This is a genomic window from Rhodoferax sp. (assembly GCF_028688795.1).
GTDB lineage: Bacteria > Pseudomonadota > Gammaproteobacteria > Burkholderiales > Burkholderiaceae_C > Rhodoferax.
Genome location: NZ_JAQTXM010000003.1, coordinates 218,682 through 239,761, shown reverse-complemented (window position 1 = coordinate 239,761; position 21,080 = coordinate 218,682). Strand labels below are relative to the sequence as shown.

Below are 21,080 nucleotides of genomic sequence, written 5' to 3'. Positions count from 1 at the left end.
GCTGGCCCTGAGGCACGTTATTGCCCGGCTGGTGTTTATGAGTTTGTGAAGAACGATGACAACACCGACCGCTTGCAGATCAATGCCGCGAATTGTGTGCATTGCAAGACCTGCGACATCAAGGACCCGACGCAGAACATTGTGTGGGTCACGCCTGAAGGTGGGGGCGGGCCTAATTATTCGGGGATGTAAAAGCCCCATCTTCATTGGCAAGCATTCACATGTCACTGTAGCCATGCACATCACAGCAGACATGGTGAGAGCTTGCCAATGGCTTGAACCATTTGCAACTTAAAAGGAGAGAAACCATGACCATACTTGTGGCTTATGTGCCGCGACCCGAGGGGGAAGCGGCTTTGAACAAAGGCATCGAAATTGCGAAGCGCCGCGATGAACACCTGCTGGTGGTCAACGCCTCTCCTGGAGGCGGGAAAACAGACCCTTCTGCAGTTGATGGCGACGCAGCTGACCGCGTTCAGAAAATTCTGAAGGACTCGGGCCTGAACGCAGAACTCAAACAGTTGGTCCGTGGCAAAAGTGCGATCGACGAGATCGAGGCCCTGGTCGACTCGATGCGTGTATCCGTGCTGATCATCGGCCTGCGAAAGCGCTCGGCGGTTGGCAAACTCATCATGGGCAGCGTGGCCCAGGAACTGCTACTTTCTGTGTCCTGCCCGGTATTGGCGGTCAAGGCTGGCGGGTAGCCGTCGACAGAATACTTGCGAATTTTTAAGCGCCCGCCAGGTTGCACTTGCGCGCACTTGGGTGTGGTGCGCGCCTGAGGATAATCCCCGTCAAGATGACCCTGAACCTTGACTTCCTCAGCCTGCCCTTGCTGGGCGCTTCCGCACTGATTTTTATCAGCGTTCTGGTGGGCGTATTCTCAAAAAGGGTGGGCTTTTCTTTTCTGCTGGCATTTCTGGTCACGGGCATGCTGGCCGGTGTGGACGGGCCAGGCGGCTGGGAGTTCAATGATTACCGCCTCAGCTTCTGGGTCGGCAACATTGCGCTGGTCGTCATCTTGCTCGACGGCGGCCTGCGCACCGACTACCCGAGATTTCGCACCGGACTGAAGCCGGCCCTGGTGCTGGCATCGCTGGGTGTCCTGCTGACCACAGGCTTCACCGCCGTGGCTGCGGTCTACCTGCTCAAGCTAAGCTGGACAAGTGCTTTGTTGCTGGGCGCGATCGTCGGGTCCACCGACGCGGCGGCCGTGTTCTCGCTGCTCAAGACATCCGGCGTTCAATTAAACGAGCGGGTTGCCACCACGCTAGAAATCGAGTCCGGCATGAACGACCCGATGGCGGTTTATCTGACCCTCACGCTGATTGGTCTGGCATCGGTCACCAGCACCGGCCGTGGCGTTGCTAGCGAGTTGTCGTTTGATGCCATTGTGTGGTCTTTGTTGGCCCAGTTTGGCTGGGGCGCGCTGCTGGGTATTGGGATTGGGCGGGTGTTTGCCTTGGTGTTGCCGCGAATCCATCAACTGGAAGAGTCGGGGGCTGTGATTGCGTTGCTGCTGACCATGGCCGGCCTGACCACATTCGCTTTAACTACCTGGGTTGGGGGGGCGGGGTTTCTGGCTGTTTATCTGCTTGGGATCGTCCTGAACCGAAGGGCGCCTGCCATTGTGAAACTGGCCTTGTCCGCGCTCGACGGTTATGCCTGGTTGTCGCAGGCGGTGATGTTCGTGCTGCTGGGTTTGCTGGTGACGCCTTCGGAGATCGAAGGGTTTGCATGGCCCGCGCTGGGTGTCGCTGCGGTGTTGATGTTTGTTGCCAGGCCACTGGCAGTGGGATTGTGCCTGGCACCCTTGCGCTTCAAGCCCAAAGAAATCCTCTACATCGCCTGGGTTGGCTTGCGGGGCGCGGTGCCGATTGTGCTGGCCATCTTTCCCTTCATGGCGAACCTGCCCGAAGCACGGCTGATCTTCAACGTGGCTTTTGTGGTGGTGTTGACATCGCTGTTGTTGCAAGGCAGCACGATCGGCTGGTTTGCGCACCGCATGGACGTGGTGCTGCCCGACCAAAACGACACACCTGCCGTTCGTGCTGTGTTTGGCGACTTCGCCCTTCAAGCCAACACCAGAGTCGCCGATTTGTGCGACTTTTACGGACTTCAGCAGCCCGCTGATGCAGACCTGTGCGTGGACGCCTGGCTGACCAATGCCATCATGCGCCCGGTGGTGGTGGGCGACCAAGTGGCCCTGGACCGGGCAGAATTAAGTGTGCGAACGATGTCCGATGGTGTGGTGACAGGCATTGGACTGAAGCTGCCCTCGGAAAAGATTGAAGGCAAGAGCTAAAAAACAGCCGTCAAGCCATTGCAGTGATTGAACTTTTCAATTAGCACTCACTCATAGTGAGTGCTAATATACAAAAATCACGCAACAAGGAGTTCTGGCATGACTATTCAAACGGGAGTTTCCGGCACCGCGCTCACCATGGCTAACCCATGGACGATGGTGCCTGCGCTGGGCCATCTGGAAGCCTACATTTCAGCCGTCAATCGCATGCCTATGCTCACCCTTGAAGAAGAGCAATCTGCAGCGCGAAAATTGCGTCAGGACAATGATGTTCAGGCGGCTGGTCGACTGGTGCTGTCGCACCTGCGCTTGGTGGTGTCTGTGTCTCGCAAATACCTGGGCTATGGCCTGCCGCATGGCGACCTGATTCAGGAAGGCAATGTGGGCCTGATGAAAGCCGTGAAACGGTTTGATCCTGACCAAGGCGTGCGCCTGGTGAGTTACGCCATGCACTGGATCAAGGCCGAAATTCACGAGTACATCCTGAAAAACTGGCGCATGGTCAAAATGGCCACAACCAAAGCACAGCGCAAACTGTTTTTTAACCTGCGCTCAATGAAGCAGCGTTACCGTAGCGAAGATGCCGCAGCCGATTTGGACACGCACCGCGACACACTTAGCGACAGCCAGATTGACGCCATGGCAGCAGAGTTGAACGTGAAGCGCGAAGAAGTCATTGAAATGGAAGCGCGCCTCTCAGGTGGTGATGTGCTGCTGGACCCCATGTCGTCTGACGATGGTGAAGATGCCTTTGGGCCCATTGCCTACCTGACCGACACAGCGCACGAACCCACAGCCATGCTCGAAGCCCACCACCGCGACGTGCTGGCCAGCGATGGCATTGCACTGGCGCTTAACACGCTGGATGCACGCAGTCGCCACATTGTTGAAGAACGTTGGCTCAAGGTGAATGACGACAGCTCGGGGGGCATGACGCTGCACGATCTGGCCGCCGTCTATGGCGTCAGTGCCGAACGCATTCGCCAGATTGAAGTGGCGGCCATGAAAAAGATGAAGAAGGCACTGGTTGAATTTGCCTAAACCTGGCTTAACCGCTGGCGCAGCACTTTGCAAGCCCACCCCTGAAAGCGTCAGCTTCAGGGGTATTTTTTTGAGTGCCACTTGTCCATGACACCCAATTAATTGCTATATTTTTAGTAGCTTGTAACGCTTTATAAATAAGGGCTACAGGCTAAAAATGTCAAAAATAACAATCTATCGAGGCCGACTCATGCGGCTTGAGCCAACCTCCATAGGCTTAAGCCTTACTCCTGCGCGGCGCGAATCGTGTCACGCCCGTTGCGGTCTTTGACGCGGCCCAGATCTGCGTCCAGCGCACGTGCCATTTTTTCAACAGCAGCGATAAAAGCGGCAGCCATTTTGTCGGCATCTGCGGTGACTGTGACCGGCTGGCGGCTGACCACGCGGGCCTCAAGGCGGCAACGCTTGTCATCGACACCCGATTTCGCGCCGTCCAGATCGGTCAAAAAAACTTCCAGGCGGGTAATGTTTTCTTTGAAACGAGCCAAGCGGGTGCCGGCTTCTTCCTGAATCCATTGGGCCAAAGACTCACCACCCTGGATGTGGTCGTCGGTGTTTACTTGTATTTGCATGATGTTCTTCCTTTGTTTTGTCCGGCACGCTGGCCGGCGCGTTTTATCAATCAACCTAGCGCCACCACTTTACCTCATACCAGGCAAGACCAACCTGCTGGCCAGCGAGGTTCCACACCTGCCACAAGGCATCAACAGTGCATCACAAGTACGGCGAGAGCAGCCACACCAAGCGGTCGCGCAGTCGCCCCGTCAGTGATTGACCCGCAAGTTCTGCAGCGGTAAGACGGTGCGCCCGCCGGATGCGCGTATCGACCAGCCTGTCGAGCTGGCTCACCAGCGCGGCATCGTGACACTCCAAGTTGTACTCAAAGTTCAGGCGCAGGCTGCGTGCATCCCAGTTGGTAGAACCAATCAGCGACCAGGCGTCGTCCACCAAAAACACTTTTGCATGGTCAAAGCCCGGGCCGCTCAGGTGCACGCGGCAGCCGCTAGCAACAAGCTCACCCCACTGGGGCCGCATGGCCCAGTCCATCAGCGGCAAGTTGCTGTGGGCCGGCACCACAATATCTACCACCACGCCGCGCAAAGCGGTCACCTGCAGCGTAGTGAGCACCACGTCATCAGGCAGGAAATACGGCGTGACGATACGTACCCGGTGACGCGCCGTGGCCAGAGCCCCCAAGATGACCTGACGCATGTGATCCATATCGGCATCGGGGCCGTCTGTCACCCCGCGCGCCAGCACCGGACCACAAGGCACGTTGGCGACAAACCAGGGAGAATCTTGCAAGGCTTCGCCTGTGGTGAAGGCCCAGTCGATGGCAAAGGTGCGCTGCAAGTCCGTGACGACCGGCCCACGCACTGCGAAATGCAGGCATTGAACGGGCTGTGCTGGCTGTTTGGACAGCCAATGGCTGGCACTGATGTTCATGCCGCCGGTAAAGCCCAGCGCGCCATCCACCACCATGATCTTGCGATGGTTGCGCAAATTGGCTTGTGCTAGCAGGCGGGTCAGGCGCGGTGGCAAAAAGGCGGCGGCAGGCACACCGGCCTGTTTTAGGCGTCTGACCACGCTGGTGCGGCTATAGCGCGCACCCACCGCATCAATCAGCACCCGCACCTGAACGCCACGGGCCTGCGCCTGGACCAGTGCATCACCAAAAGCGCGTCCTGCCACGTCGTCATTGAAAATATAGGTTAGCAATGTGACCGAATGGCGGGCCGAGTGAATCGCTTCCAGCATGGCGGGAAAGGCCTCGTCGCCTTGAACCAAAGGTGTCACGGCATTACCGGCCAGCAAGACACGCCCCGTGACCTCACGTGTGAGCCGATTGATGCCAATCAATTCAGGCAGGCAAGCAGCATCAGTGCCCTTGATCAGATCTGCCGCGCCGCCCGGGCTCTGCTCCGGGCCTCTTATCCGCAGCGCGACACCAGCGCGTTTTATGCGATTCACGCCCAGCATCACGTAGAGCAAGGCGCCCAAAAATGGCGCCAGCCAGGCCAAGGCAATCCAGCCAATGGCCGTGTGCACGTGCCGCTTGTTGAGCAAAGCATGCACCGTCACGGTCAGTGCGCAAGCCAGGTGAAACAGGGTCACCAACAACGGTGTCAGCTCCTGCGCCAACTGCTGTATGAATTCCAGCGAAAAAGAAGTCATGCCCGCATGTTAGACCGTGCGGCATGGACCGGCTATCGCGCTGGCAGCAGTTGCCGGACGTCAGCAACGGTCAACTCAGGCTTGGTGCCGTAGCGGGTGAACAGGCGCAGCTTACCCGTGGTGTCGTACACATAGCTGCCTGCGGTGTGGTCAATGGTGTAGCTAGTGGGCGTGGGGCCATCCACTTTTTTGTAATACACCTTGTAATCTTTGGCCAGTGCGGCAGTTTTCTCTGGCGTGGTGTAGAGCGCCAGAAAGCTGGGGTCAAAGTTTTCCATATAGGCTTTGAGCACCTCAGGCTTGTCGCGCTCGGGGTCAACCGAGACAAACAGGCACTGAATGCGGTCGCCGTCTTTTCCCAGCAGTCTTTTGATCTCGGCCATCTCGCCCATGGAGGTCGGGCAGACGTCCGGACACTGGGTGTAGCCAAAGAACATCATGACGACTTTGCCTTGGAAGTCTTTGAGCGTTCTGGCTTGGCCATTGTGGTCAGTCAGTACAAAGTCTTTGGCGTAATCGGCGCCAGTGATGTCAATCGCCGTGAATTTTGGCCCGGCGGGTGAGCATGCAGAAAATAGACCTGCAGACCCCGTAAATACTGCGCAACCAGCTATAAATTTAAGAGCATTTCGTTTGTTCATGGAACCATCATAAACCGGGCAAGCCCGGTCATCTGACGGTCACACGTAGTGATCAATCAGCAGCGCGGCAAACAGCAGGCTCAAATGAATCAGCGAAAAGCGAAAAGTTTTGCGCGCCAGAAGGTCGGAGTATTCACGCCAAAGCCAGTAACCATGCAGGCAAAAACCAGCGCTTAGCAGCACCGCCGCTGCCAGATACAACCAGGAACTCATGCCATAAATGAACGGCAACAAACACGCTGCAAATAAGATGAAGGTGTAGAGAAGCACCATCAGGCGGGTGAATTCATTGCCATGGGTCACCGGCAGCATGGGCAAACCAGACTTGCGGTAGTCTTCCACTCGGTACAGCGCCAAAGCCCAAAAGTGTGGTGGCGTCCACAGGAAAATAATCAAAAACAGAATCAGGGCTTCCGGCCCCACATTGCCGGCCATCGCCGCCCAGCCCAGCACTGGCGGCATGGCGCCCGAGGCCCCACCGATCACAATGTTTTGCGGCGTCAGGGGCTTCAAAATCAGGGTGTAAATCACCGCATAACCAATGAAGGTGGCAAACGTGAGCCACATGGTGAGCGGGTTGACCGCAAAATACAGCAGGGCAGACCCTGCCGCACACAGGGTCGCTGAAAACAGCAACGTTTGCCGGTCGCCCAATTCACCCTTGGCCGTCGGCCGCCAAGCGGTGCGCTTCATCTTGGCATCAATGCTTTTTTCAATGATGCAGTTGAACGCAGCTGCAGCGCCCGCCACCAGCCAAATCCCCAAACACGCAACCGCCGCCACGCCAACTTCGCGCCAGGACGGCACACCAGGCACTGCCAGCACCATACCGATCAAGGCGCAAAACACAATCAACTGAATCACCCGCGGCTTGGTGAGTGCGTAATACTGGGCAAAAGCTGACATGGCAGCAGGTTGGACAAGGGGAATCACGCAAATTTTCCAGGTTCAGGGGGCGCGCAAGAGGCTGCTGCACGTGCGCTCGCTTTAACGGGGGAATCATCCGGAGCCACCGACGCCGCACTGGCGAGGGTCCAGGTTAGCACCAACACCAGCGCCGCAGCACCACCCGTGTGCATCAAAGCGGCCAGCAGCGGCCAGTCCAGCACCACATTGCTCAAACCGGTGGCCAACTGCAGCCCAACCAGCGCGGCCAGTGCCCTACTGTGACGGCGCCAGACCGGACGGCGGTTAAGCTGCCAAGCCAACAGCGCCAGCACAATCAGCACCCCATAAGCCATTAACCGGTGTGCATAGTGAATCGCCGTCAAGGCAGCAAAGCTGATGGACTCCCCCTCAGAGTTGACACCAAGGTGCCGCCACAACTCAAAACCTTGCGAGAAATTCATCTCGGGCCACCAGCGGTTTTGACACAAGGGGAAATCGCTGCAAGCCAGCACGGCGTAGTTGGTGCTGACCCAGCCGCCCAGCAAAATTTGCACCGCCAACAACGCAGCTGCGACCCCAGCCGATTTATGCAATGCGGCTGACATGGGGCGCCGCACCGGCGTGGCACCGCCGCGCACCACTTGCACACACAGCAATGCCAGCAACACCAGCGCCCCGGCAAGATGCAGCGTGACGATGGCTGGAAACAGTTTCATGGTGACGGTCAAGGCACCAAAAGCACCTTGTAAACAGACCCAAACCAATGTGGCGGTGGCCCACCAGGGTGACAGGCCCGAAACGAATGAGCCGCCATCCACCCCGCTATTTTTTCGCCGGCTCAACCAACTGGCAACCGTCATCGCCACGATCAAAGCCCCGACACCCGTGGCCAGGTAACGGTGAATCATCTCGATCCAGGCTTTGGCTTGCGTCACTGGCCCGCTGGGCATGGCTGCTTGAGCGGCAGCAATGGCGTGGCTGGCCCCAAAGGGCGAGGTGTTGCCATAACAACCCGGCCAATCGGGGCAGCCCAAACCAGAGTCTGTGAGCCGGGTAAAGGCGCCAAACAAAATCAAATCAAAGGTTAAATACAGCGTGAACAAGCGCAACGCCTGCAAGCGCTGCAAAGGATGTGTATGGCGGTTGCGCCAATACACCCAAGCCAGTGGCCCAAACGCCAGCAATGCGCCGAAGCCCAGCAGGCTGGCCAGCGGAGTCAGGTCGTAAAGAGGTTGAACGTTCATACCGACATCTGCTCGGAGTGGCGCTTCATCGCCCCGGCGGGTCCCAAGGCAAGGAAGCGCGCAGCAGATGCTCCATGTCGCGTTTGGCCTTGGCTGCGCCAGCGCTGTCCAGCCTTGAAGGGAAACGCATCATGGTGTTGCCCATCGGGTCAACCACAAAAAAGTAGTCTTTCCACGACTTGTCTGCAGGGGTCGGTAGCCATATGTTGAGCGTGTCGGCATCCACCCGCAGAACCGTGGCGCGGTCATGTTTCAGACTGGCGGCCAGCTTGACATCGACCGGGGCCTGGTCATTGATCAACCAGAGCCAGTCGATGCGGTCCATGTCTTTGCCCAGCATCAAACGAAACTGACGCAAGACGGTGAGCTGTTTCTGGCAATCCTGCACACACGCCCCGCCATCCACCTTGACCAGCAACCACTGCGCTTTGAGCGAAGACAAAGGCTGCTGGGCGCCGTCCAGCCCGGTGGCCTGCACTTGCGGCACTGGTCGCACCGGGGTAATCAATTCTCCAAACCCAGCTTCACCCTGCGGCCGCACCACATAAAACACAAAGTAGGCCACCAGCACCGGCAGCGAGCATGCCAGCAAAATCGCCAACAGCTTCAATCGCCCGCTCAAGCTTGAACCAGCGGAATCCCCAGGTGTCGGCAAGGAATGCACGACCAACCCCAACACCTCGTCAGTCCGTTGCTGGCTCATGAACGCTCACCTTTGCGAAAACTGGCAACCAGATAAAACAGCAATAGAGCAGCAGCCATGCCAAACCACTGAAAAGCGTAACCGCGGTGCTTACCCACGCGATCTTCAGGTGGCCCCCAATGCCGCACCAGCGTGTCGGAGACATCGCCACCAGTCTGCTCCAAGACCACTGGCTGCAAAGGATGGCCAATCATCGATGCAAATCGGGGCATGTCCACACGCGTCCACAGCTTCGTTTGTGCATCGGGATGGTCAGGCATTAAAAAGAATTTCTTTGTGGAAGGCACGACACCTAACCCAACAACTTGAACACGCCCCAAAGGTGTTGGCACCACGGGCAACACCGAACGCCCCTGACTCCAGCCAATCCATCCACGGTTCACAAGAATCCGAGTATCGCTGCCGTCAATGTGAAGCGGCGTGATGACATGCACACCAGGCTGGCCATTTTCTTGCCGGTTGTCCAGGAAAATCTGGTGCTGCGCCTCAAAAGTGCCGGTGACCAATAACGGTGCATCCTGCGCCGCTTGAGCGTCCAGCATTTGTCCTGTGACCACCGTTGGCCCTAGTTGACCACGCAGTGCATGCTGCGCAAGCTCAGCCTCCAGGCGGTCGCCTTTGCCAGTTTGCCAAGCCCCAAGGTAAATGAACAGCGCCATGCCGAGCAACATGGCCAGGGTGGGAATCAACCGAATTTGAAAATGCATGGGTGTGGTGCAGAAGCCGATGGTGAGCAAGCATAATGCAGCGAAACTTTTGAGAGAGACATCGCAATGCTGGCGAAAATTTTAATTCTGGCAACCTTGGCACTGATTTTGGTAAGCCTATTCAGTGCACTTGCGATGCTGTTCAAAAGCGATGATCCAGCCAAGCGCAAACTGGTGGTGCAAGCGCTGACTGTGCGCATCAGCTTGTCGATCGGCTTGTTTCTTGCGCTGCTGGCCAGTTTTTACTTTGGCCTGATTCCCGGCCGCGGGTAATTCGAAAGACTCGAAAAGCCATAGGTTTCACAGCGCCAGCCAGTCAATGGCTGGGAAGTCAAAAATACAGGCCTCTGAATTCGCCCTTGCGGGAAGCACAACTCAGTAGCCAGTTGTGCTTAGGCGCATCAAAGAATGTAGACAAACACAAACAAGATCAGCCAGACCACGTCCACAAAGTGCCAGTACCAGGCCACGGCTTCAAACGCAAAATGGTTGTGCTCAGAAAAATGCCCTTTCATGCCACGCCACAGCATGACCATCAGCATGATGGTTCCCAGCGTGACGTGCATACCGTGAAAGCCAGTCAAGATATAAAACGTGGCCCCATACACGCCGGCACCAAGTGTCAAGCCCATCTCAGAGTAAGCATGGGCATATTCAAAGATCTGAAAGCCCATGAACGTCACGCCAAGTGCCACGGTCAGGGCCAAGCCCCAAGTCAGCTGGCTTTGCTTGCCCTTGATCAGACCCCAATGCGCCCAGGTCAGCGTTGCACCAGATGTCAACAGCAACATGGTATTGATGGCTGGAATACCCCAGGCATGCATCGGCAGGAAAGGGTCTCCCAATGGGCCAGCACTTGGCCAGACACTGGTGAACTTTCCGTAGGGTGACAGGGATTCTTCGAACCCGGCCAGTTCTGGCAGGGAAATACGACGGATGTAATACAACGCACCAAAAAAACAAGCAAAAAACATCACCTCGGAAAAAATGAACCACACCATGCCAATGCGGTAGGAACGGTCTTCCCAAAGGCTATATGCCCCACGCAAGTTCTCACTGATGATCTCGCCAAACCAGCCAACGATCACATACACAATCAGCGCGGCACCAATCAGCATGCTCCAGATGCCAGGTGGTGTCCCGTTCAGCCTGAAGATGAAGCCCAACGCCAAAAGGAAAATACCCACGGACAAAAACGTGGAGTAATGACTGGCTGCGGGCACAAAGTAGTGTCCGCGCGCAGCCGGTTGTGTAGCGTGTGTCATTCCTGTTTCCTTATCAAATCAGCTTTTGCCTTTAACGGCTTCAAAAAATGTGTACGAAAGCGTCACGGTTCCAAAATCACGATCCAACTTGGGGTTCACAACAAAGACCACCGGCATGGTGCGCGTCTCACCAGGCGCAAAGGTCTGTTGACTGAAGCAAAAACATTCAAGTTTCTCAAAATATTGGGCGGCTACCGCCGGTGTGATGCTGGGAATAGCCTGACCCACAAACACCTTGTCGCTGGTGTTTGTAATGGTGTAGTTCATGTGCGAGATTTCGCCCGGATGCACGCGAATGGAAAACTGCTCTGACTTGAACGACAAACCCACGCCGGGCATGGAGTGACTCAAAAACTCAATTTTTACCTTACGTGTCAGATCAACCTGCGTGTTTTTGTCAGCCACCATGGCCACCGCGTTGGTTTTGCCATTCAAGCCGGTGAGCTCGCAAATCACGTCGTAAAGCGGCACCATGCCAAAACCGAAACCGACAAAAAACAGAGCCACGAAGCCCAGCTTGATCGCCATACGCACATTACTGCGCTGCCGGTCAGCCGTTGATAGCCCGCTCAGAACGGGCGATATTTCCATATGGAACCCAGAAATATGGCCAACACGATCGCGCCAAAGATATAGCCTAAACGCTTGTTGCTGCGCTTGCGCTTTTCCCACTCGGCCGCTTCCATCACCGGCACATTGGACTCAAACAGTTTCATGATGACAGGCCCTGCACAGAATTATTTGATGACCGGAGGGGTTTCAAAGGTGTGATACGGCGCAGGCGACGGCACCGTCCATTCCAGCCCCTCTGCACCTTCCCAAGCCTTGTCGGCAGCCTTGTCGCCACCTTTGATCGTTTTGTAGACGTTGTAAACAAAGATCAAATGCGCTGCGCCCAAAATGAATGCGCCAATGCTGGAGATCATGTTCCACTCCGCAAACATCACCGGGTAGTCGGGAATGCGGCGAGGCATACCGGCCAGACCGACAAAAAACTGTGGAATGAAGGTCAGGTTAAAACCAACAATGGTCACCCAAAAGTGCCACTTGCCAATAGACTCGTTGAGCATGTGGCCAGTCCATTTGGGTAGCCAATAGTAAACCGCGGCCATGGCACCCATCACTGCTGTGGGATAGAACGCGTAGTGAAAATGCGCCACCATGAAATAGGCATTGTGGTACTGAGGGTCAGCTGCCGCATCGGACAGTGCCAGACCAGTCACACCGCCCCAGCCAAACAACACCAACGAGCCCAAGGCAAACAACATTGGGGTTTCAAAACTCATCGAGCCCTTCCAGATGGTAGCAATCCAGCAGAAGAACAGCACCGCCAGCGGGAACGAAATGGCCATGGTGATGTACATGAAGTAAATCTGGCTTCCCAGCGACATGCCGCTGGTAAACATGTGGTGCGCCCACACCACCAGGCCCAAACCAGCAATCGCCCAGAACGAATACACCTGTGCTTTGTAGCCGTAGATGGGCTTGCGTGCAAAGGCCGAGAACACATGAGGCAGAGCACCAGCAATCGGCAACAGCAGCACATACACCTCAGGGTGACCCATAAACCAGAAAATGTGTTGCCACAACACGGGGTCGCCACCACCCGCGGCGTTAAAGAAATGGGTACCAAAGTGACGGTCCATCAGCACCATGGTCACGCCACCTGCGAACACCGGCATGATGGTGATGAGCAACACAGCCGTCATCAGAAAGCCATGGGCAAACAACGGCATCTTCATGATCGTCATGCCAGGCGCGCGCATGTTGACAATGGTCACGATCACATTGATAGAGCCCAAAATGGACGACACCCCAAGCATGTGAATGGCAAAAATGGCAAAGTCCATGCCCCAACCGCTTTGAATCGAAAGCGGCGCGTAAAGCGTCCAGCCGGTGTCAACCGCGCCCGGGCCAATACCCATCAAACCCAGGAAAAACGGCAGCGTCAGCATGATGGCAGCTGGCGGCAAAATCCAAAAGCCCCAGTTGTTCAGGCGCGGCAAGGCCATGTCGGGGGCGCCAATCATCATCGGCAACATGTAGTTGGCCAGACCGGTGGCAACCGGCATGGCAAAACCAAACACCATCACCAGACCGTGCAAGGTGATCAGCTGGTTAAACAGCTCTGGCTGGACAAACTGCAGACCCGGCTGAAACAGCTCCAGCCGTACCGTCAAGATCATGGCTCCACCCAAAAACAGCATGAGAAAGCCGAAGATCAGGTACATGATGCCAATGTCTTTGTGGTTGGTGGTTTCCAACCAGCGAACCCAACCGCCCTTGTAGTGCCCGTCATGCGAATCCGCTACCGGCAAGCCATGTGCCATATCGTGTGCCATTACCAACTCCTTCTGCTGAATTTCTGAATATCTATGCTGATTTACTGGGCAGCCTGAGCGACCACAGCCTTGGCCGGCGGCGCCGTCGCGGCCACGGGTGCCACCACCGCTGCTGCAGGCGCGGCCGCTGGCTTCTTGCTGGCCAGCCACTTGGCGAACTCTTCCTGCGTCACCACATTGACCACCACCGGCATGAAGCCATGCTCTTTACCGCAAAGCTCAGAACACTGACCGCGGTACGTGCCAGTTTTTTCAACCGTGGCCCAGAATTCGCGCAAGAAGCCAGGCACGGCATCGCGTTTGACACCAAAAGCAGGCACCCACCAGCTGTGAATCACGTCGTTGGACGTGGTGATGAACCGAACCTTTTTACCCACGGGCAACACCAGCGGGTTGTCCACTTCCAGCAAATAGTGCTCACCCTTGGCAGCACCGTTGTCGATCTGGTCGCGAGGTGTGGTCAGGCGACTGGTGAAACTCACGCCTTCAGCGGGATAGTCGTATTGCCACAACCACTGGCTACCCGTGACCTTGACCACCAACTCGGCATCAGTCTTGGTGTCTTCGTACAACACCACGGCATGGTAGGCAGGAATACCAAACACCACGTAGTCAATGAAAAACAGCAGGGCAAAAGGCGACAACACCCAAAGCCATTGCTTGCGGTTGTTGGGGCCAGTGAATTTACCAGCCTTGTAACCCGCCGCTTTATTGTGGGTAACAAAGGAATAAATCAACAAGCCAAACACCAGGAAGAACATGATCAAGATCACAACCATGACCAGGTTATGCATGTGCAGCGTTTCGCGCGCAATCGGCGTCACGGGTTCTGGAAAATTAAACGCATAACCAGCCAAGGCTGCTGCCGAGCCTAACGCCAGCAAAGCGCCCAAGCAAAACTTGTACATGCTACGCATAAATCGCTGTCCTTCTGATGGGGGAGTGGCCGCGGGAGATCCACTATTTGATATTTATCAATAGATTCTAATGGATCATCACCCAAAAACCAGCGTGAAACTACGCGGGAAAACCCCATGCCACATAGCCCACCCGGGGTGCAACCTGGGCGTCAGGGCGTCCAGAAAATACGGGCGGTAGGCCAAACCAGCAACAACACGATCACAACAGGCGCCACGGTCCAGGCAATTTCAACCGCCAGCGAGCTATGGAAATTAGCCCGCTCGGGCGTCTCGCCACGGTGGTGCCGCCAGGCAGCCCAAAGCAAGGCAGAAAAAGCCAGCACAAAAATCAGCAAGCACACCACCATCAGTGCCCAGCGAAAACCAAACTCAGTCATGCAAGTCCTCCTTCGGCAGGCTGGTTGTGCCCACCATTTTTCCGCGCCGCAAGGTCGCACGCATCTCATCAAGGGAAATTTCACTCTGGGCACTGACTGTCAAGCGTGGCGTGGGCTTGAACGCGTGCCCGTAAACCACTTCAAATGTCAGTTGCAAAGGCTGTTTGGCCGCTGCCGCCAGCAACTCGGCGTGCCAACGCCGGCCACGCATACCTTGGAAGCGCCCCACATGCAAATTGCGCCCCAGGCCCCGCAGCTCTTGAAGCAACCGCTCTGGGCTCTCAAACGTGAGCGTGATGTGTTCCACGTCCATGACCGGTTCGGCAAAACCCACCGTCGCAAGCATGTCACCCCAGTCGTGCATGTCGGTGAATTCATGGCTGGGCGCCGGCCAGCCCAAGGACTGGTACAGCGCCCTCAGTTCCTTGAGCGTGTCTGGCCCCAGACAAGAGAACATCAAGAACCCGTCTACTTTTAATGCACGGTGCCACTGCGCCATCAGTGCCTGCGGGTCAGCGGCCATGTGCAGGCACATGTTGGCCCACAGCATCTGCGCGGGCTGCGTCACCTGTGCACCCACTTGGGCTTGCGGTTGCAGCCAGCGCTGGGTGCTCCACCAGGATGGCTTCAAGGTCTGGGCAACCTGGGCTACGCGCTGCGGCGATGTTTCCAGCACGGTACAGGCGGCGTTCGGGTAGCGCCGCGCCAAACTGCCATGCGCCTGCATGCCGCCACTGAGCGGCGCCCAATGCACCCAGCTGTCGGGCTGCTGTTTGATCCAGTCAAGGCGCTCCTGCATGCGTTGTGCCACTTCTTCGTGCAGCCACGGCGACGCGCTCAGGGGCATGCCCTGCCAACGCTGCGCGGCTGTGGGGTCGATGGTGGGGGGGTGGAGGTCGGCCATGGCTTATTTTGATAAGCCGCGAGTATATTGAGCCATGCTCACCAAATTGTTCTCAGGGCTGATTACCGCGCTGCCCGGCCAATGCCGGGTCTGCCACAGCTGGCCAGCGCAGGCCGTGTGCGAGGACTGCGTCGGGCAATTCGCACAGCCTCACCAGCGCTGCCACACCTGCGCCCTGCCCTTGCCGAACGGCATGCCGCAATGCGGTGCGTGCCTGAAAAGCCCGCCACCCCTGGACCAGTGCCTGGCAGCCGTGGCCTACGCCTACCCGTGGTCGAGCCTGATTGCAGACTTCAAATTTCATGACCAATGTGGCCTGGTGCGCAACTTTGCCACCCTGCTGCAAGCCACGCCGTGGGTTGAACCGACCCTGGACAGTGCCGACCTGCTGCTGCCCATGCCGCTTTCAACTGAGCGTCTGGCAGCGCGCGGTTACAACCAGGCACTCTTGTTGGCGCGTGCGCTGAGCGCGGCCAAAACGCACACCGGCGTGCTGCTGCGCATTCAGGACACGCCGGCACAACACACCCTCAAGCGCACACAGCGGCTGACGGCGCTGGACCACGCCTTTGCCATCGACCCGCTGCTGGCACACCGTGTCAAAGCGGCGCGCATTGTGCTGGTGGATGATGTGATGACCACCGGGGCCTCACTGCATGCCGCCGCTCGCGTGTTGCGGGCGGCAGGCGCGAGCCACATTACCGGCCTGGTCTTTGCCAGGACTGAATGAGCACTGGGCGACAATTCAGCCATGTTTCATATTGTTCTGGTTGAGCCCGAGATTCCCCCCAACACCGGCAACGTCATTCGCCTGGCGGCCAACACCGGCTGCACCTTGCACCTGATCGAGCCCCTGGGTTTTTCCATGGAAGACAAACACATGCGCCGCGCCGGGCTGGATTACCACGAGTACGCCACGCTGACGCGCCACGCCAGTTGGCAAGCGTTTTTGGACACTGAGCAGCCCGCGACAGAACACTTGTTTGCCATGACCACACGGGCCAGTCAAAACGTGTTCGATGCACGTTTTACCCCAGGTGACTACCTTGTGTTTGGCTCGGAAACCAAGGGTTTGAGTGAGCTTGTGCGCCAGTCTTTTGCCCCTGGGCAAGCCATCAAATTACCCATGGTGGCCGGGCAGCGCAGCCTGAATTTGTCCAACGCCGTGGCAGTAACCGTGTTTGAAGCCTGGCGACAAAATGGTTTTGCCAACACCATGCCGCAGAATTTTTAAACACCTGATCACTTGATTTGTTTGAAGAGACTGCAAGGTTCCATTCGAATATTTTTAATGAAATAGCCTGTAGCCCTTTAAATATAAGCGCAAGAAGCTATTTTTTATATAGCAAATATTACACAGCATCCCACAGCAGCTTGATCCCGGTTAGAAACATCCCGGCGTACAAAAACCTGTAAAACAGCACCTGGCTGATGCGCCGCGCCAGCCGCACGCCCACCCACACACCAATCGGTGCAATCGGCAACAACACCAAAGACGTGGCGAAATTGCGCCAGTCCAGAAGCCCCAGCCAGGCGTAAGGCACCCACTTGGCCAGGTTGATCACAAAAAAGAAAAACGCCATGGTGGCGGTGAACCGAATGGGTGACAGCCGCATCGGGATCATGTAGGCGTTCACCGGCGGCCCACCAGCGTGGGCAATGAAGCTGGTAAAGCCGGAAGTGGCCGTCAGAATGGCGCCCAGCCAACGCGGCGGTGGCGGGCTGTCAGCCTTGGGTGGAAACAGCAGGCGCTGCGCCAGAAACAACAAAGTGAAGCCCCCCACAATGCCCGCCACCGTGTGGGCGTTGAGCAATTTAAAAAGCAGCGCACCCACCACGATACCAACCAGACCGCAGGGAATCAAAAATTTCAGCAGCTTCAGGTCAAAGTCTTTGCGAAACGCCGCCATACCCAACACGTCCATCAGCAGCAGCACCGGCATCAAAATAGCCGCGGCCTGCGGCACACTCACCGCCAGTGCCATCATCGGCACGGCCAGCGAGCCAAACCCGGCGCCAAAGCCACTTTTGCTCACCCCCAGCAGCAGCACGGCGGGGATGGTGACCACATAAAAATACGGATCGGTGATGAAGGGATAAGTTTCCGGCAAGGCCATGGCGCGACAATTAAGAGATGGAAAATTCAAGCTTGGACAGCATTCAACATTGGGGACAAACCCTTCGTCTTACCGTCGAACTGGCTGGCACAGCAGCGTTTGCATTGTCGGGGATTTTGGAAGGCGCGCAAAAGCGGCTCGATGCCGTCGGCGTCTGTGTGGTGGGCTTTCTGGCCGCCTTTGGCGGTGGCACGCTGCGCGACTTGTTGCTTGATGAGCGGCCGTTTTTCTGGGTGCGGCATGTGGAAATGTTGTGGGGTGTGCTGGCCCTTTGTTTGCTGGCCATGCTGTTCATGCGCAGTCATCACTTTAATTTGACGCGCAAAGCCATTGAATGGCCTGATGCGCTGGGCTTGGGGCTCTTCACCGCCACCGGCGTCCACCAGGCGCTGCTGAGTCAGTCGCCCGCGCTGGTGGCCGTGCTGATGGGCTTGATCACCGGCGTGTTTGGCGGCGTGCTGCGCGACATTGTCTGCAACGAAATCCCCGCCGCCTTCAGCGACCACCGCCCGTATGCGGTGTGCGCTTTTGCCGGGGGCTGGGTTTACATTGGCTTGTGGCAACTGGGCGCGCCGGGTTGGGTATCGCTGGTGGCGTGTGTGATCGTCACCGCTGGGCTGCGTGGTTTGGCCATGTGGCGTAACTGGCAATTGCCAGCCTGGCAAATCGACTGACCCAGCAGCAGCGACAATCCGCGCCACCATGTTCAACCCTTCACAAGCCGATGTCCGTCGATTTTTCTGCTCTGTTTATGCCAAAGCGCAGGCAGAACAAGCGCTTGAGGCTATTGAAACAATAGCAAGTCTGTGGATTGATGAGCACCCCGAGTACCACGCATTGTTGTCTGACGTCGACGCCGCGCTGGCGGCCATGGGGCAAGTGGAAGAAGGTAAAACCAACGGCTTCTTGCATTTGTCGATGCACTTGTCGATCAGCGAACAGTGCAGCATCGACCAGCCACGCGGCATTCGACAGGCCGTTGAATTACTCACCCACCAACGCGACTCACTGCATGAAGCGCACCACGAGGCCATGGACTGCCTCGGGCAAATGATCTGGGAGAGCCAGCGCGCCAAACGGGCGCCCGACGGCGAGGCCTATGTGGCTTGCGTGCAGCGTCACGCCACACGCGACTGAAACGCGCTTATTTCAGGCGGTCACGCTGCACCGTTTGCATCTCACTGGGCAGGCCGCCCATGTAGTCGGCCAACACCTTTAAATCCGCATTGGAAAACTGCTTGGCAATGCCGCCCATGACGGGGTTACCTCGGCCGATCAGAGGCTTGTCGTTGGTCTTGTAAGAGCGCAAGGCAACGTACAAATAGTCGCTGTGCTGGCCTGCAATCTTGGGGTAGGCCGGGTCAATGGGTTTACTCATATTGGCACCATGACAGGAGGTGCAGCCACCCTTGGTAACCAACTCTGCGGCCTTGGCAGAGCCTTCTGCGGCTGCCGCTGGCAACGTTACCCCGGTGCCGGTGCCAGCATAATAGGCGGCCAGATCGGCAATGTCCTGATCGCTCAGGCTGTTGGCCAGCGTGCGCATGGAGGGGTGCTTGCGATCGCCAGTTTTGTAAGCGTGCAGAGCCGCGCGGATGTACCCAGCGCTCTGACCTGAGATTTTCGGCACCTGATGCACTTCAGGAAAACCAATGTGGTAGCCTTTGATGCCGTGACAGCCGACACACAGCGCATTTTTCTGGGCACCCGCCCCGGCATCTCCCTTGATATCTTGTGCATACGCCGTCACAGTGGTTGCACAGGCGACAAGCAGAGACGACACGGACAACAGAATTTTGTTCATTTTGCTAAGACAATCCGTTAAAGGGCGTTGTTTGATTTGATAAATATCAAACAATTATAGGGAGCCAGCCAGCGCTCGCGTCATGGCGTAAACCCGATATTGACGTGATTGCAACCCAACCAAATGCCACCCCACGGCCCATAGACCTCACTTTCCTGACCCACACCATGAAATTCCAAGGCACCCAAAACTACGTCGCAACCGATGACCTGATGCTCTCGGTGAACGCCGCCATTACCTTGCAGCGCCCGCTGCTGGTTAAAGGCGAACCCGGCACCGGCAAAACCATGCTGGCCGAAGAAGTGGCGACCGCACTGAATTTGCCATTGCTGCAATGGCACATCAAAAGCACCACCAAGGCGCAACAGGGCTTGTATGAGTACGACGCAGTGAGCCGCCTGCGCGACTCGCAGCTGTCGAACCTGGATGGCGGCGAGCGCGTGCGCGACATCAACAACTACATCGTCAAAGGGGTGCTGTGGCAGGCGTTCACGGCCGAGCAGCCGGTGGCCCTGCTGATTGACGAGATTGACAAGGCCGACATTGAGTTTCCGAACGACTTGCTGCGTGAAATCGACCGCATGGAGTTTTATTGTTATGAGACCCGCGAATTGATTCGTGCCAAGCACCGCCCACTGGTGTTCATCACCTCCAACAACGAAAAAGAACTGCCTGACGCGTTTTTGCGCCGCTGCTTTTTTCACTACATCAAGTTTCCTGATGCAGTGACCATGAAACAGATTGTCGATGTGCACTTTCCGGGCCTGAAAGCTGAATTGCTCAGCGCTGCCATGAAGACGTTTTTTGACGTGCGCAACCTGCCCGGCCTGAAGAAGAAGCCCTCCACCAGCGAGCTGCTGGACTGGTTGAAACTGTTGATGGCGCAGGACATTCCCTTGTCCGCCTTGCAAACGCAGGACGACAAAGTGGCTGTGCCGCCGCTGGTCGGTGCCTTGCTGAAAAACGAGCAGGATGTGACACTGTTTGAAAAACTGGTGTTCATGCAGAGCCGAAATCGGTGATTCTTGTGAACATTTTGGAGAAATTGAATGGCTTTTGTTGAACCGGTCACCTTGAATACACGCGGCATCACACTGGTGCCTCTGGCGCTTGAGCACGAAGCTGGCCTGCGCGCCGCTGCGGCGGATGGTGCGCTTTGGGATATTCGTGTCACCTCGGTGCCTGAGCCCGAGAACACCCGCAAGTACATCGACGACGCCTTGGCCATGCGCGAGGCGGGCAACAGGTTTGCATTTGCTGTCGTGGAAGCCGACAGCGGCAAGGTACTAGGCTGCACCAGTTTTCACGACATCCTGCCAGCCGTCAAACGCGTTGAAATTGGTTACACATGGTATGCCAAAAGTGTGCAGCGCAGCCATGTTAATACCACCTGCAAACTGCTCATGCTGACCCACGCGTTCGAGGCTCTGGATTGCCACGTGGTCGGCTGGCGCACGGACAACTTCAACTTTGCGTCCCAAGCCGCCATTGAACGCCTGGGTGCCAAAAAAGACGGCGTGATCCGTGGCCACGCCCTGCGCCGCGATGGCACCATCCGCGACACCGTGATGTACAGCCTGCGCCAAGGTGAATGGCCGGAAGTCAAGGCGCAGTTGCTGTATTTGCTGGACAAGCCTCGCAGCTAGG

The 21,080-nt window shown here is 56.9% G+C and carries 27 protein-coding genes; 11 read left to right on the top strand and 16 right to left on the bottom strand.

Annotation, left to right across the window (positions count from 1 at the left end; translation table 11 throughout):
• The 4 genes from PHQ58_RS04110 to rpoH all read left to right on the top strand — a co-directional run.
• Positions 1–192 (top strand): 4Fe-4S dicluster domain-containing protein (locus tag PHQ58_RS04110; protein ID WP_300107274.1); only part of this gene is annotated, 192 nt, incomplete at its 5' end.
• A 116-nt stretch (positions 193–308) separates the two neighbouring features.
• Positions 309–704, top strand: a complete 396-nt coding sequence (locus PHQ58_RS04105) for a universal stress protein (RefSeq protein WP_300107271.1) — start codon at positions 309–311, stop codon at positions 702–704.
• Between the two features lie 95 nt (positions 705–799).
• Positions 800–2,305: a potassium/proton antiporter gene (locus PHQ58_RS04100; protein ID WP_300107268.1), complete on the top strand. Its 1,506-nt coding sequence runs from the start codon at positions 800–802 to the stop codon at positions 2,303–2,305.
• Positions 2,306–2,404: 99 nt separating this feature from the next.
• Positions 2,405–3,346 (top strand): RNA polymerase sigma factor RpoH, encoded by a 942-nt coding sequence (gene rpoH / locus PHQ58_RS04095; protein ID WP_300107265.1) that lies wholly within the window; start codon positions 2,405–2,407, stop codon positions 3,344–3,346.
• Positions 3,347–3,570: 224 nt separating this feature from the next.
• Here rpoH and PHQ58_RS04090 read toward each other — a convergent pair whose 3' ends face one another.
• The 7 genes from PHQ58_RS04090 to PHQ58_RS04060 form a co-directional block, all read right to left on the bottom strand.
• A complete protein-coding gene (locus PHQ58_RS04090; protein WP_300107263.1) occupies positions 3,571–3,918 on the bottom strand; it encodes an HPF/RaiA family ribosome-associated protein in 348 nt (115 codons plus the stop codon).
• Positions 3,919–4,060: 142 nt separating this feature from the next.
• Positions 4,061–5,521, bottom strand: coding sequence for a phospholipase D-like domain-containing protein (locus PHQ58_RS04085; RefSeq protein WP_300107260.1), 1,461 nt, complete (start codon positions 5,519–5,521; stop codon positions 4,061–4,063).
• A gap of 32 nt (positions 5,522–5,553) precedes the next feature.
• Positions 5,554–6,162, bottom strand: coding sequence for an SCO family protein (locus tag PHQ58_RS04080; RefSeq protein WP_300107257.1), 609 nt, complete (start codon positions 6,160–6,162; stop codon positions 5,554–5,556).
• A gap of 39 nt (positions 6,163–6,201) precedes the next feature.
• Positions 6,202–7,068 carry a heme o synthase gene (gene cyoE, locus PHQ58_RS04075; protein WP_300107300.1) on the bottom strand — a complete coding sequence of 289 codons (867 nt, stop codon included), beginning with the start codon at positions 7,066–7,068 and terminating at the stop codon, positions 6,202–6,204.
• Positions 7,069–7,091: 23 nt separating this feature from the next.
• Positions 7,092–8,294, bottom strand: a complete 1,203-nt coding sequence (locus PHQ58_RS04070) for a heme A synthase (RefSeq protein WP_300107255.1) — start codon at positions 8,292–8,294, stop codon at positions 7,092–7,094.
• Positions 8,295–8,319: 25 nt separating this feature from the next.
• Entirely contained in the window at positions 8,320–8,997 is a 678-nt protein-coding gene (locus PHQ58_RS04065) for a hypothetical protein (RefSeq protein ID WP_300107252.1), read from the bottom strand.
• Positions 8,994–9,704, bottom strand: a complete 711-nt coding sequence (locus PHQ58_RS04060; protein ID WP_300107249.1) for an SURF1 family protein — start codon at positions 9,702–9,704, stop codon at positions 8,994–8,996. Before PHQ58_RS04060 ends, PHQ58_RS04065 begins: the two co-directional genes overlap by 4 nt.
• A gap of 66 nt (positions 9,705–9,770) precedes the next feature.
• Here PHQ58_RS04060 and PHQ58_RS04055 point away from each other — a divergent pair, with 66 nt between their 5' ends.
• Positions 9,771–9,977 (top strand): DUF2909 family protein, encoded by a 207-nt coding sequence (locus PHQ58_RS04055; protein ID WP_300107247.1) that lies wholly within the window; start codon positions 9,771–9,773, stop codon positions 9,975–9,977.
• Positions 9,978–10,105: 128 nt separating this feature from the next.
• On the opposite strand, the gene PHQ58_RS04050 is transcribed toward PHQ58_RS04055, so the two are convergent.
• The 7 genes from PHQ58_RS04050 to PHQ58_RS04020 all read right to left on the bottom strand — a co-directional run bounded on the left by PHQ58_RS04050 (position 10,106) and on the right by PHQ58_RS04020 (position 15,512).
• Positions 10,106–10,969 (bottom strand): cytochrome c oxidase subunit 3, encoded by an 864-nt coding sequence (locus PHQ58_RS04050; protein ID WP_300107244.1) that lies wholly within the window; start codon positions 10,967–10,969, stop codon positions 10,106–10,108.
• Between the two features lie 18 nt (positions 10,970–10,987).
• Entirely contained in the window at positions 10,988–11,560 is a 573-nt protein-coding gene (locus PHQ58_RS04045; RefSeq protein ID WP_300107241.1) for a cytochrome c oxidase assembly protein, read from the bottom strand.
• Positions 11,539–11,685: a hypothetical protein gene (locus PHQ58_RS04040; protein ID WP_300107239.1), complete on the bottom strand. Its 147-nt coding sequence runs from the start codon at positions 11,683–11,685 to the stop codon at positions 11,539–11,541. Before PHQ58_RS04040 ends, PHQ58_RS04045 begins: the two co-directional genes overlap by 22 nt.
• Positions 11,686–11,706: 21 nt before the next feature.
• Positions 11,707–13,311, bottom strand: coding sequence for a cytochrome c oxidase subunit 1 (locus tag PHQ58_RS04035; protein ID WP_300107236.1), 1,605 nt, complete (start codon positions 13,309–13,311; stop codon positions 11,707–11,709).
• A gap of 41 nt (positions 13,312–13,352) precedes the next feature.
• Positions 13,353–14,228 (bottom strand): cytochrome c oxidase subunit II, encoded by an 876-nt coding sequence (gene coxB / locus PHQ58_RS04030; RefSeq protein WP_300107234.1) that lies wholly within the window; start codon positions 14,226–14,228, stop codon positions 13,353–13,355.
• A gap of 152 nt (positions 14,229–14,380) precedes the next feature.
• Positions 14,381–14,608 carry a cytochrome c oxidase subunit II transmembrane domain-containing protein gene (locus PHQ58_RS04025; RefSeq protein WP_300107230.1) on the bottom strand — a complete coding sequence of 76 codons (228 nt, stop codon included), beginning with the start codon at positions 14,606–14,608 and terminating at the stop codon, positions 14,381–14,383.
• On the bottom strand, positions 14,601–15,512 hold the full coding sequence (locus PHQ58_RS04020) for a biotin synthase (protein WP_300107227.1): 912 nt from the start codon (positions 15,510–15,512) through the stop codon (positions 14,601–14,603). The genes PHQ58_RS04025 and PHQ58_RS04020 overlap by 8 nt, the downstream gene beginning before the upstream one ends.
• A gap of 34 nt (positions 15,513–15,546) precedes the next feature.
• On the opposite strand from PHQ58_RS04020, the gene PHQ58_RS04015 reads away from it, so the two are divergent.
• Entirely contained in the window at positions 15,547–16,242 is a 696-nt protein-coding gene (locus PHQ58_RS04015) for a phosphoribosyltransferase family protein (protein ID WP_300107224.1), read from the top strand.
• Between the two features lie 21 nt (positions 16,243–16,263).
• Positions 16,264–16,746 (top strand): tRNA (uridine(34)/cytosine(34)/5-carboxymethylaminomethyluridine(34)-2'-O)-methyltransferase TrmL, encoded by a 483-nt coding sequence (gene trmL, locus PHQ58_RS04010; protein WP_300107221.1) that lies wholly within the window; start codon positions 16,264–16,266, stop codon positions 16,744–16,746.
• 118 nt (positions 16,747–16,864) lie between these two features.
• On the opposite strand, the gene PHQ58_RS04005 is transcribed toward trmL, so the two are convergent.
• Positions 16,865–17,629 carry a sulfite exporter TauE/SafE family protein gene (locus PHQ58_RS04005; protein ID WP_300107219.1) on the bottom strand — a complete coding sequence of 255 codons (765 nt, stop codon included), beginning with the start codon at positions 17,627–17,629 and terminating at the stop codon, positions 16,865–16,867.
• Between the two features lie 17 nt (positions 17,630–17,646).
• Between PHQ58_RS04005 and PHQ58_RS04000 the strand changes: the two genes are divergently transcribed.
• Complete coding sequence (locus PHQ58_RS04000; protein ID WP_300107216.1) at positions 17,647–18,303, top strand: trimeric intracellular cation channel family protein; 657 nt, start codon at positions 17,647–17,649, stop codon at positions 18,301–18,303.
• 28 nt (positions 18,304–18,331) lie between these two features.
• A complete protein-coding gene (locus PHQ58_RS03995) occupies positions 18,332–18,766 on the top strand; it encodes a DUF1841 family protein (RefSeq protein WP_300107214.1) in 435 nt (144 codons plus the stop codon).
• Between the two features lie 7 nt (positions 18,767–18,773).
• Here the strand turns inward: PHQ58_RS03995 and PHQ58_RS03990 are convergent, their stop codons facing one another.
• Positions 18,774–19,433, bottom strand: a complete 660-nt coding sequence (locus PHQ58_RS03990; RefSeq protein ID WP_300107211.1) for a c-type cytochrome — start codon at positions 19,431–19,433, stop codon at positions 18,774–18,776.
• Between the two features lie 53 nt (positions 19,434–19,486).
• Here PHQ58_RS03990 and PHQ58_RS03985 point away from each other — a divergent pair, with 53 nt between their 5' ends.
• Both PHQ58_RS03985 and PHQ58_RS03980 read left to right on the top strand, forming a co-directional pair.
• Complete coding sequence (locus PHQ58_RS03985; RefSeq protein ID WP_367187270.1) at positions 19,487–20,455, top strand: AAA family ATPase; 969 nt, start codon at positions 19,487–19,489, stop codon at positions 20,453–20,455.
• 27 nt (positions 20,456–20,482) lie between these two features.
• A complete protein-coding gene (locus tag PHQ58_RS03980; RefSeq protein WP_300107205.1) occupies positions 20,483–21,079 on the top strand; it encodes a GNAT family protein in 597 nt (198 codons plus the stop codon).
• Position 21,080 lies beyond the last annotated feature (1 nt).

What these genes read in the sequence shown, in the direction of transcription:
- PHQ58_RS04080 (WP_300107257.1), bottom strand. Translation starts at nt 6,162, where the DNA reads ATGAACAAACGAAATGCTCTTAAATTTATAGCTGGTTGCGCAGTATTT.
- PHQ58_RS04100 (WP_300107268.1), top strand. Translation starts at nt 800, where the DNA reads ATGACCCTGAACCTTGACTTCCTCAGCCTGCCCTTGCTGGGCGCTTCC.
- PHQ58_RS04015 (WP_300107224.1), top strand. Translation starts at nt 15,547, where the DNA reads ATGCTCACCAAATTGTTCTCAGGGCTGATTACCGCGCTGCCCGGCCAA.
- PHQ58_RS03995 (WP_300107214.1), top strand. Translation starts at nt 18,332, where the DNA reads ATGTTCAACCCTTCACAAGCCGATGTCCGTCGATTTTTCTGCTCTGTT.
- PHQ58_RS04005 (WP_300107219.1), bottom strand. Translation starts at nt 17,629, where the DNA reads ATGGCCTTGCCGGAAACTTATCCCTTCATCACCGATCCGTATTTTTAT.
- PHQ58_RS04055 (WP_300107247.1), top strand. Translation starts at nt 9,771, where the DNA reads ATGCTGGCGAAAATTTTAATTCTGGCAACCTTGGCACTGATTTTGGTA.
- PHQ58_RS04020 (WP_300107227.1), bottom strand. Translation starts at nt 15,512, where the DNA reads ATGGCCGACCTCCACCCCCCCACCATCGACCCCACAGCCGCGCAGCGT.
- PHQ58_RS04105 (WP_300107271.1), top strand. Translation starts at nt 309, where the DNA reads ATGACCATACTTGTGGCTTATGTGCCGCGACCCGAGGGGGAAGCGGCT.
- PHQ58_RS04045 (WP_300107241.1), bottom strand. Translation starts at nt 11,560, where the DNA reads ATGGAAATATCGCCCGTTCTGAGCGGGCTATCAACGGCTGACCGGCAG.
- PHQ58_RS04065 (WP_300107252.1), bottom strand. Translation starts at nt 8,997, where the DNA reads ATGAGCCAGCAACGGACTGACGAGGTGTTGGGGTTGGTCGTGCATTCC.
- PHQ58_RS04050 (WP_300107244.1), bottom strand. Translation starts at nt 10,969, where the DNA reads ATGACACACGCTACACAACCGGCTGCGCGCGGACACTACTTTGTGCCC.
- rpoH (WP_300107265.1), top strand. Translation starts at nt 2,405, where the DNA reads ATGACTATTCAAACGGGAGTTTCCGGCACCGCGCTCACCATGGCTAAC.
- trmL (WP_300107221.1), top strand. Translation starts at nt 16,264, where the DNA reads ATGTTTCATATTGTTCTGGTTGAGCCCGAGATTCCCCCCAACACCGGC.
- coxB (WP_300107234.1), bottom strand. Translation starts at nt 14,228, where the DNA reads ATGCGTAGCATGTACAAGTTTTGCTTGGGCGCTTTGCTGGCGTTAGGC.
- cyoE (WP_300107300.1), bottom strand. Translation starts at nt 7,068, where the DNA reads ATGTCAGCTTTTGCCCAGTATTACGCACTCACCAAGCCGCGGGTGATT.
- PHQ58_RS04035 (WP_300107236.1), bottom strand. Translation starts at nt 13,311, where the DNA reads ATGGCACACGATATGGCACATGGCTTGCCGGTAGCGGATTCGCATGAC.
- PHQ58_RS04090 (WP_300107263.1), bottom strand. Translation starts at nt 3,918, where the DNA reads ATGCAAATACAAGTAAACACCGACGACCACATCCAGGGTGGTGAGTCT.
- PHQ58_RS04070 (WP_300107255.1), bottom strand. Translation starts at nt 8,294, where the DNA reads ATGAACGTTCAACCTCTTTACGACCTGACTCCGCTGGCCAGCCTGCTG.
- PHQ58_RS03990 (WP_300107211.1), bottom strand. Translation starts at nt 19,433, where the DNA reads ATGAACAAAATTCTGTTGTCCGTGTCGTCTCTGCTTGTCGCCTGTGCA.
- PHQ58_RS04000 (WP_300107216.1), top strand. Translation starts at nt 17,647, where the DNA reads ATGGAAAATTCAAGCTTGGACAGCATTCAACATTGGGGACAAACCCTT.
- PHQ58_RS04040 (WP_300107239.1), bottom strand. Translation starts at nt 11,685, where the DNA reads ATGAAACTGTTTGAGTCCAATGTGCCGGTGATGGAAGCGGCCGAGTGG.
- PHQ58_RS04060 (WP_300107249.1), bottom strand. Translation starts at nt 9,704, where the DNA reads ATGCATTTTCAAATTCGGTTGATTCCCACCCTGGCCATGTTGCTCGGC.
- PHQ58_RS03980 (WP_300107205.1), top strand. Translation starts at nt 20,483, where the DNA reads ATGGCTTTTGTTGAACCGGTCACCTTGAATACACGCGGCATCACACTG.
- PHQ58_RS04025 (WP_300107230.1), bottom strand. Translation starts at nt 14,608, where the DNA reads ATGACTGAGTTTGGTTTTCGCTGGGCACTGATGGTGGTGTGCTTGCTG.
- PHQ58_RS04085 (WP_300107260.1), bottom strand. Translation starts at nt 5,521, where the DNA reads ATGACTTCTTTTTCGCTGGAATTCATACAGCAGTTGGCGCAGGAGCTG.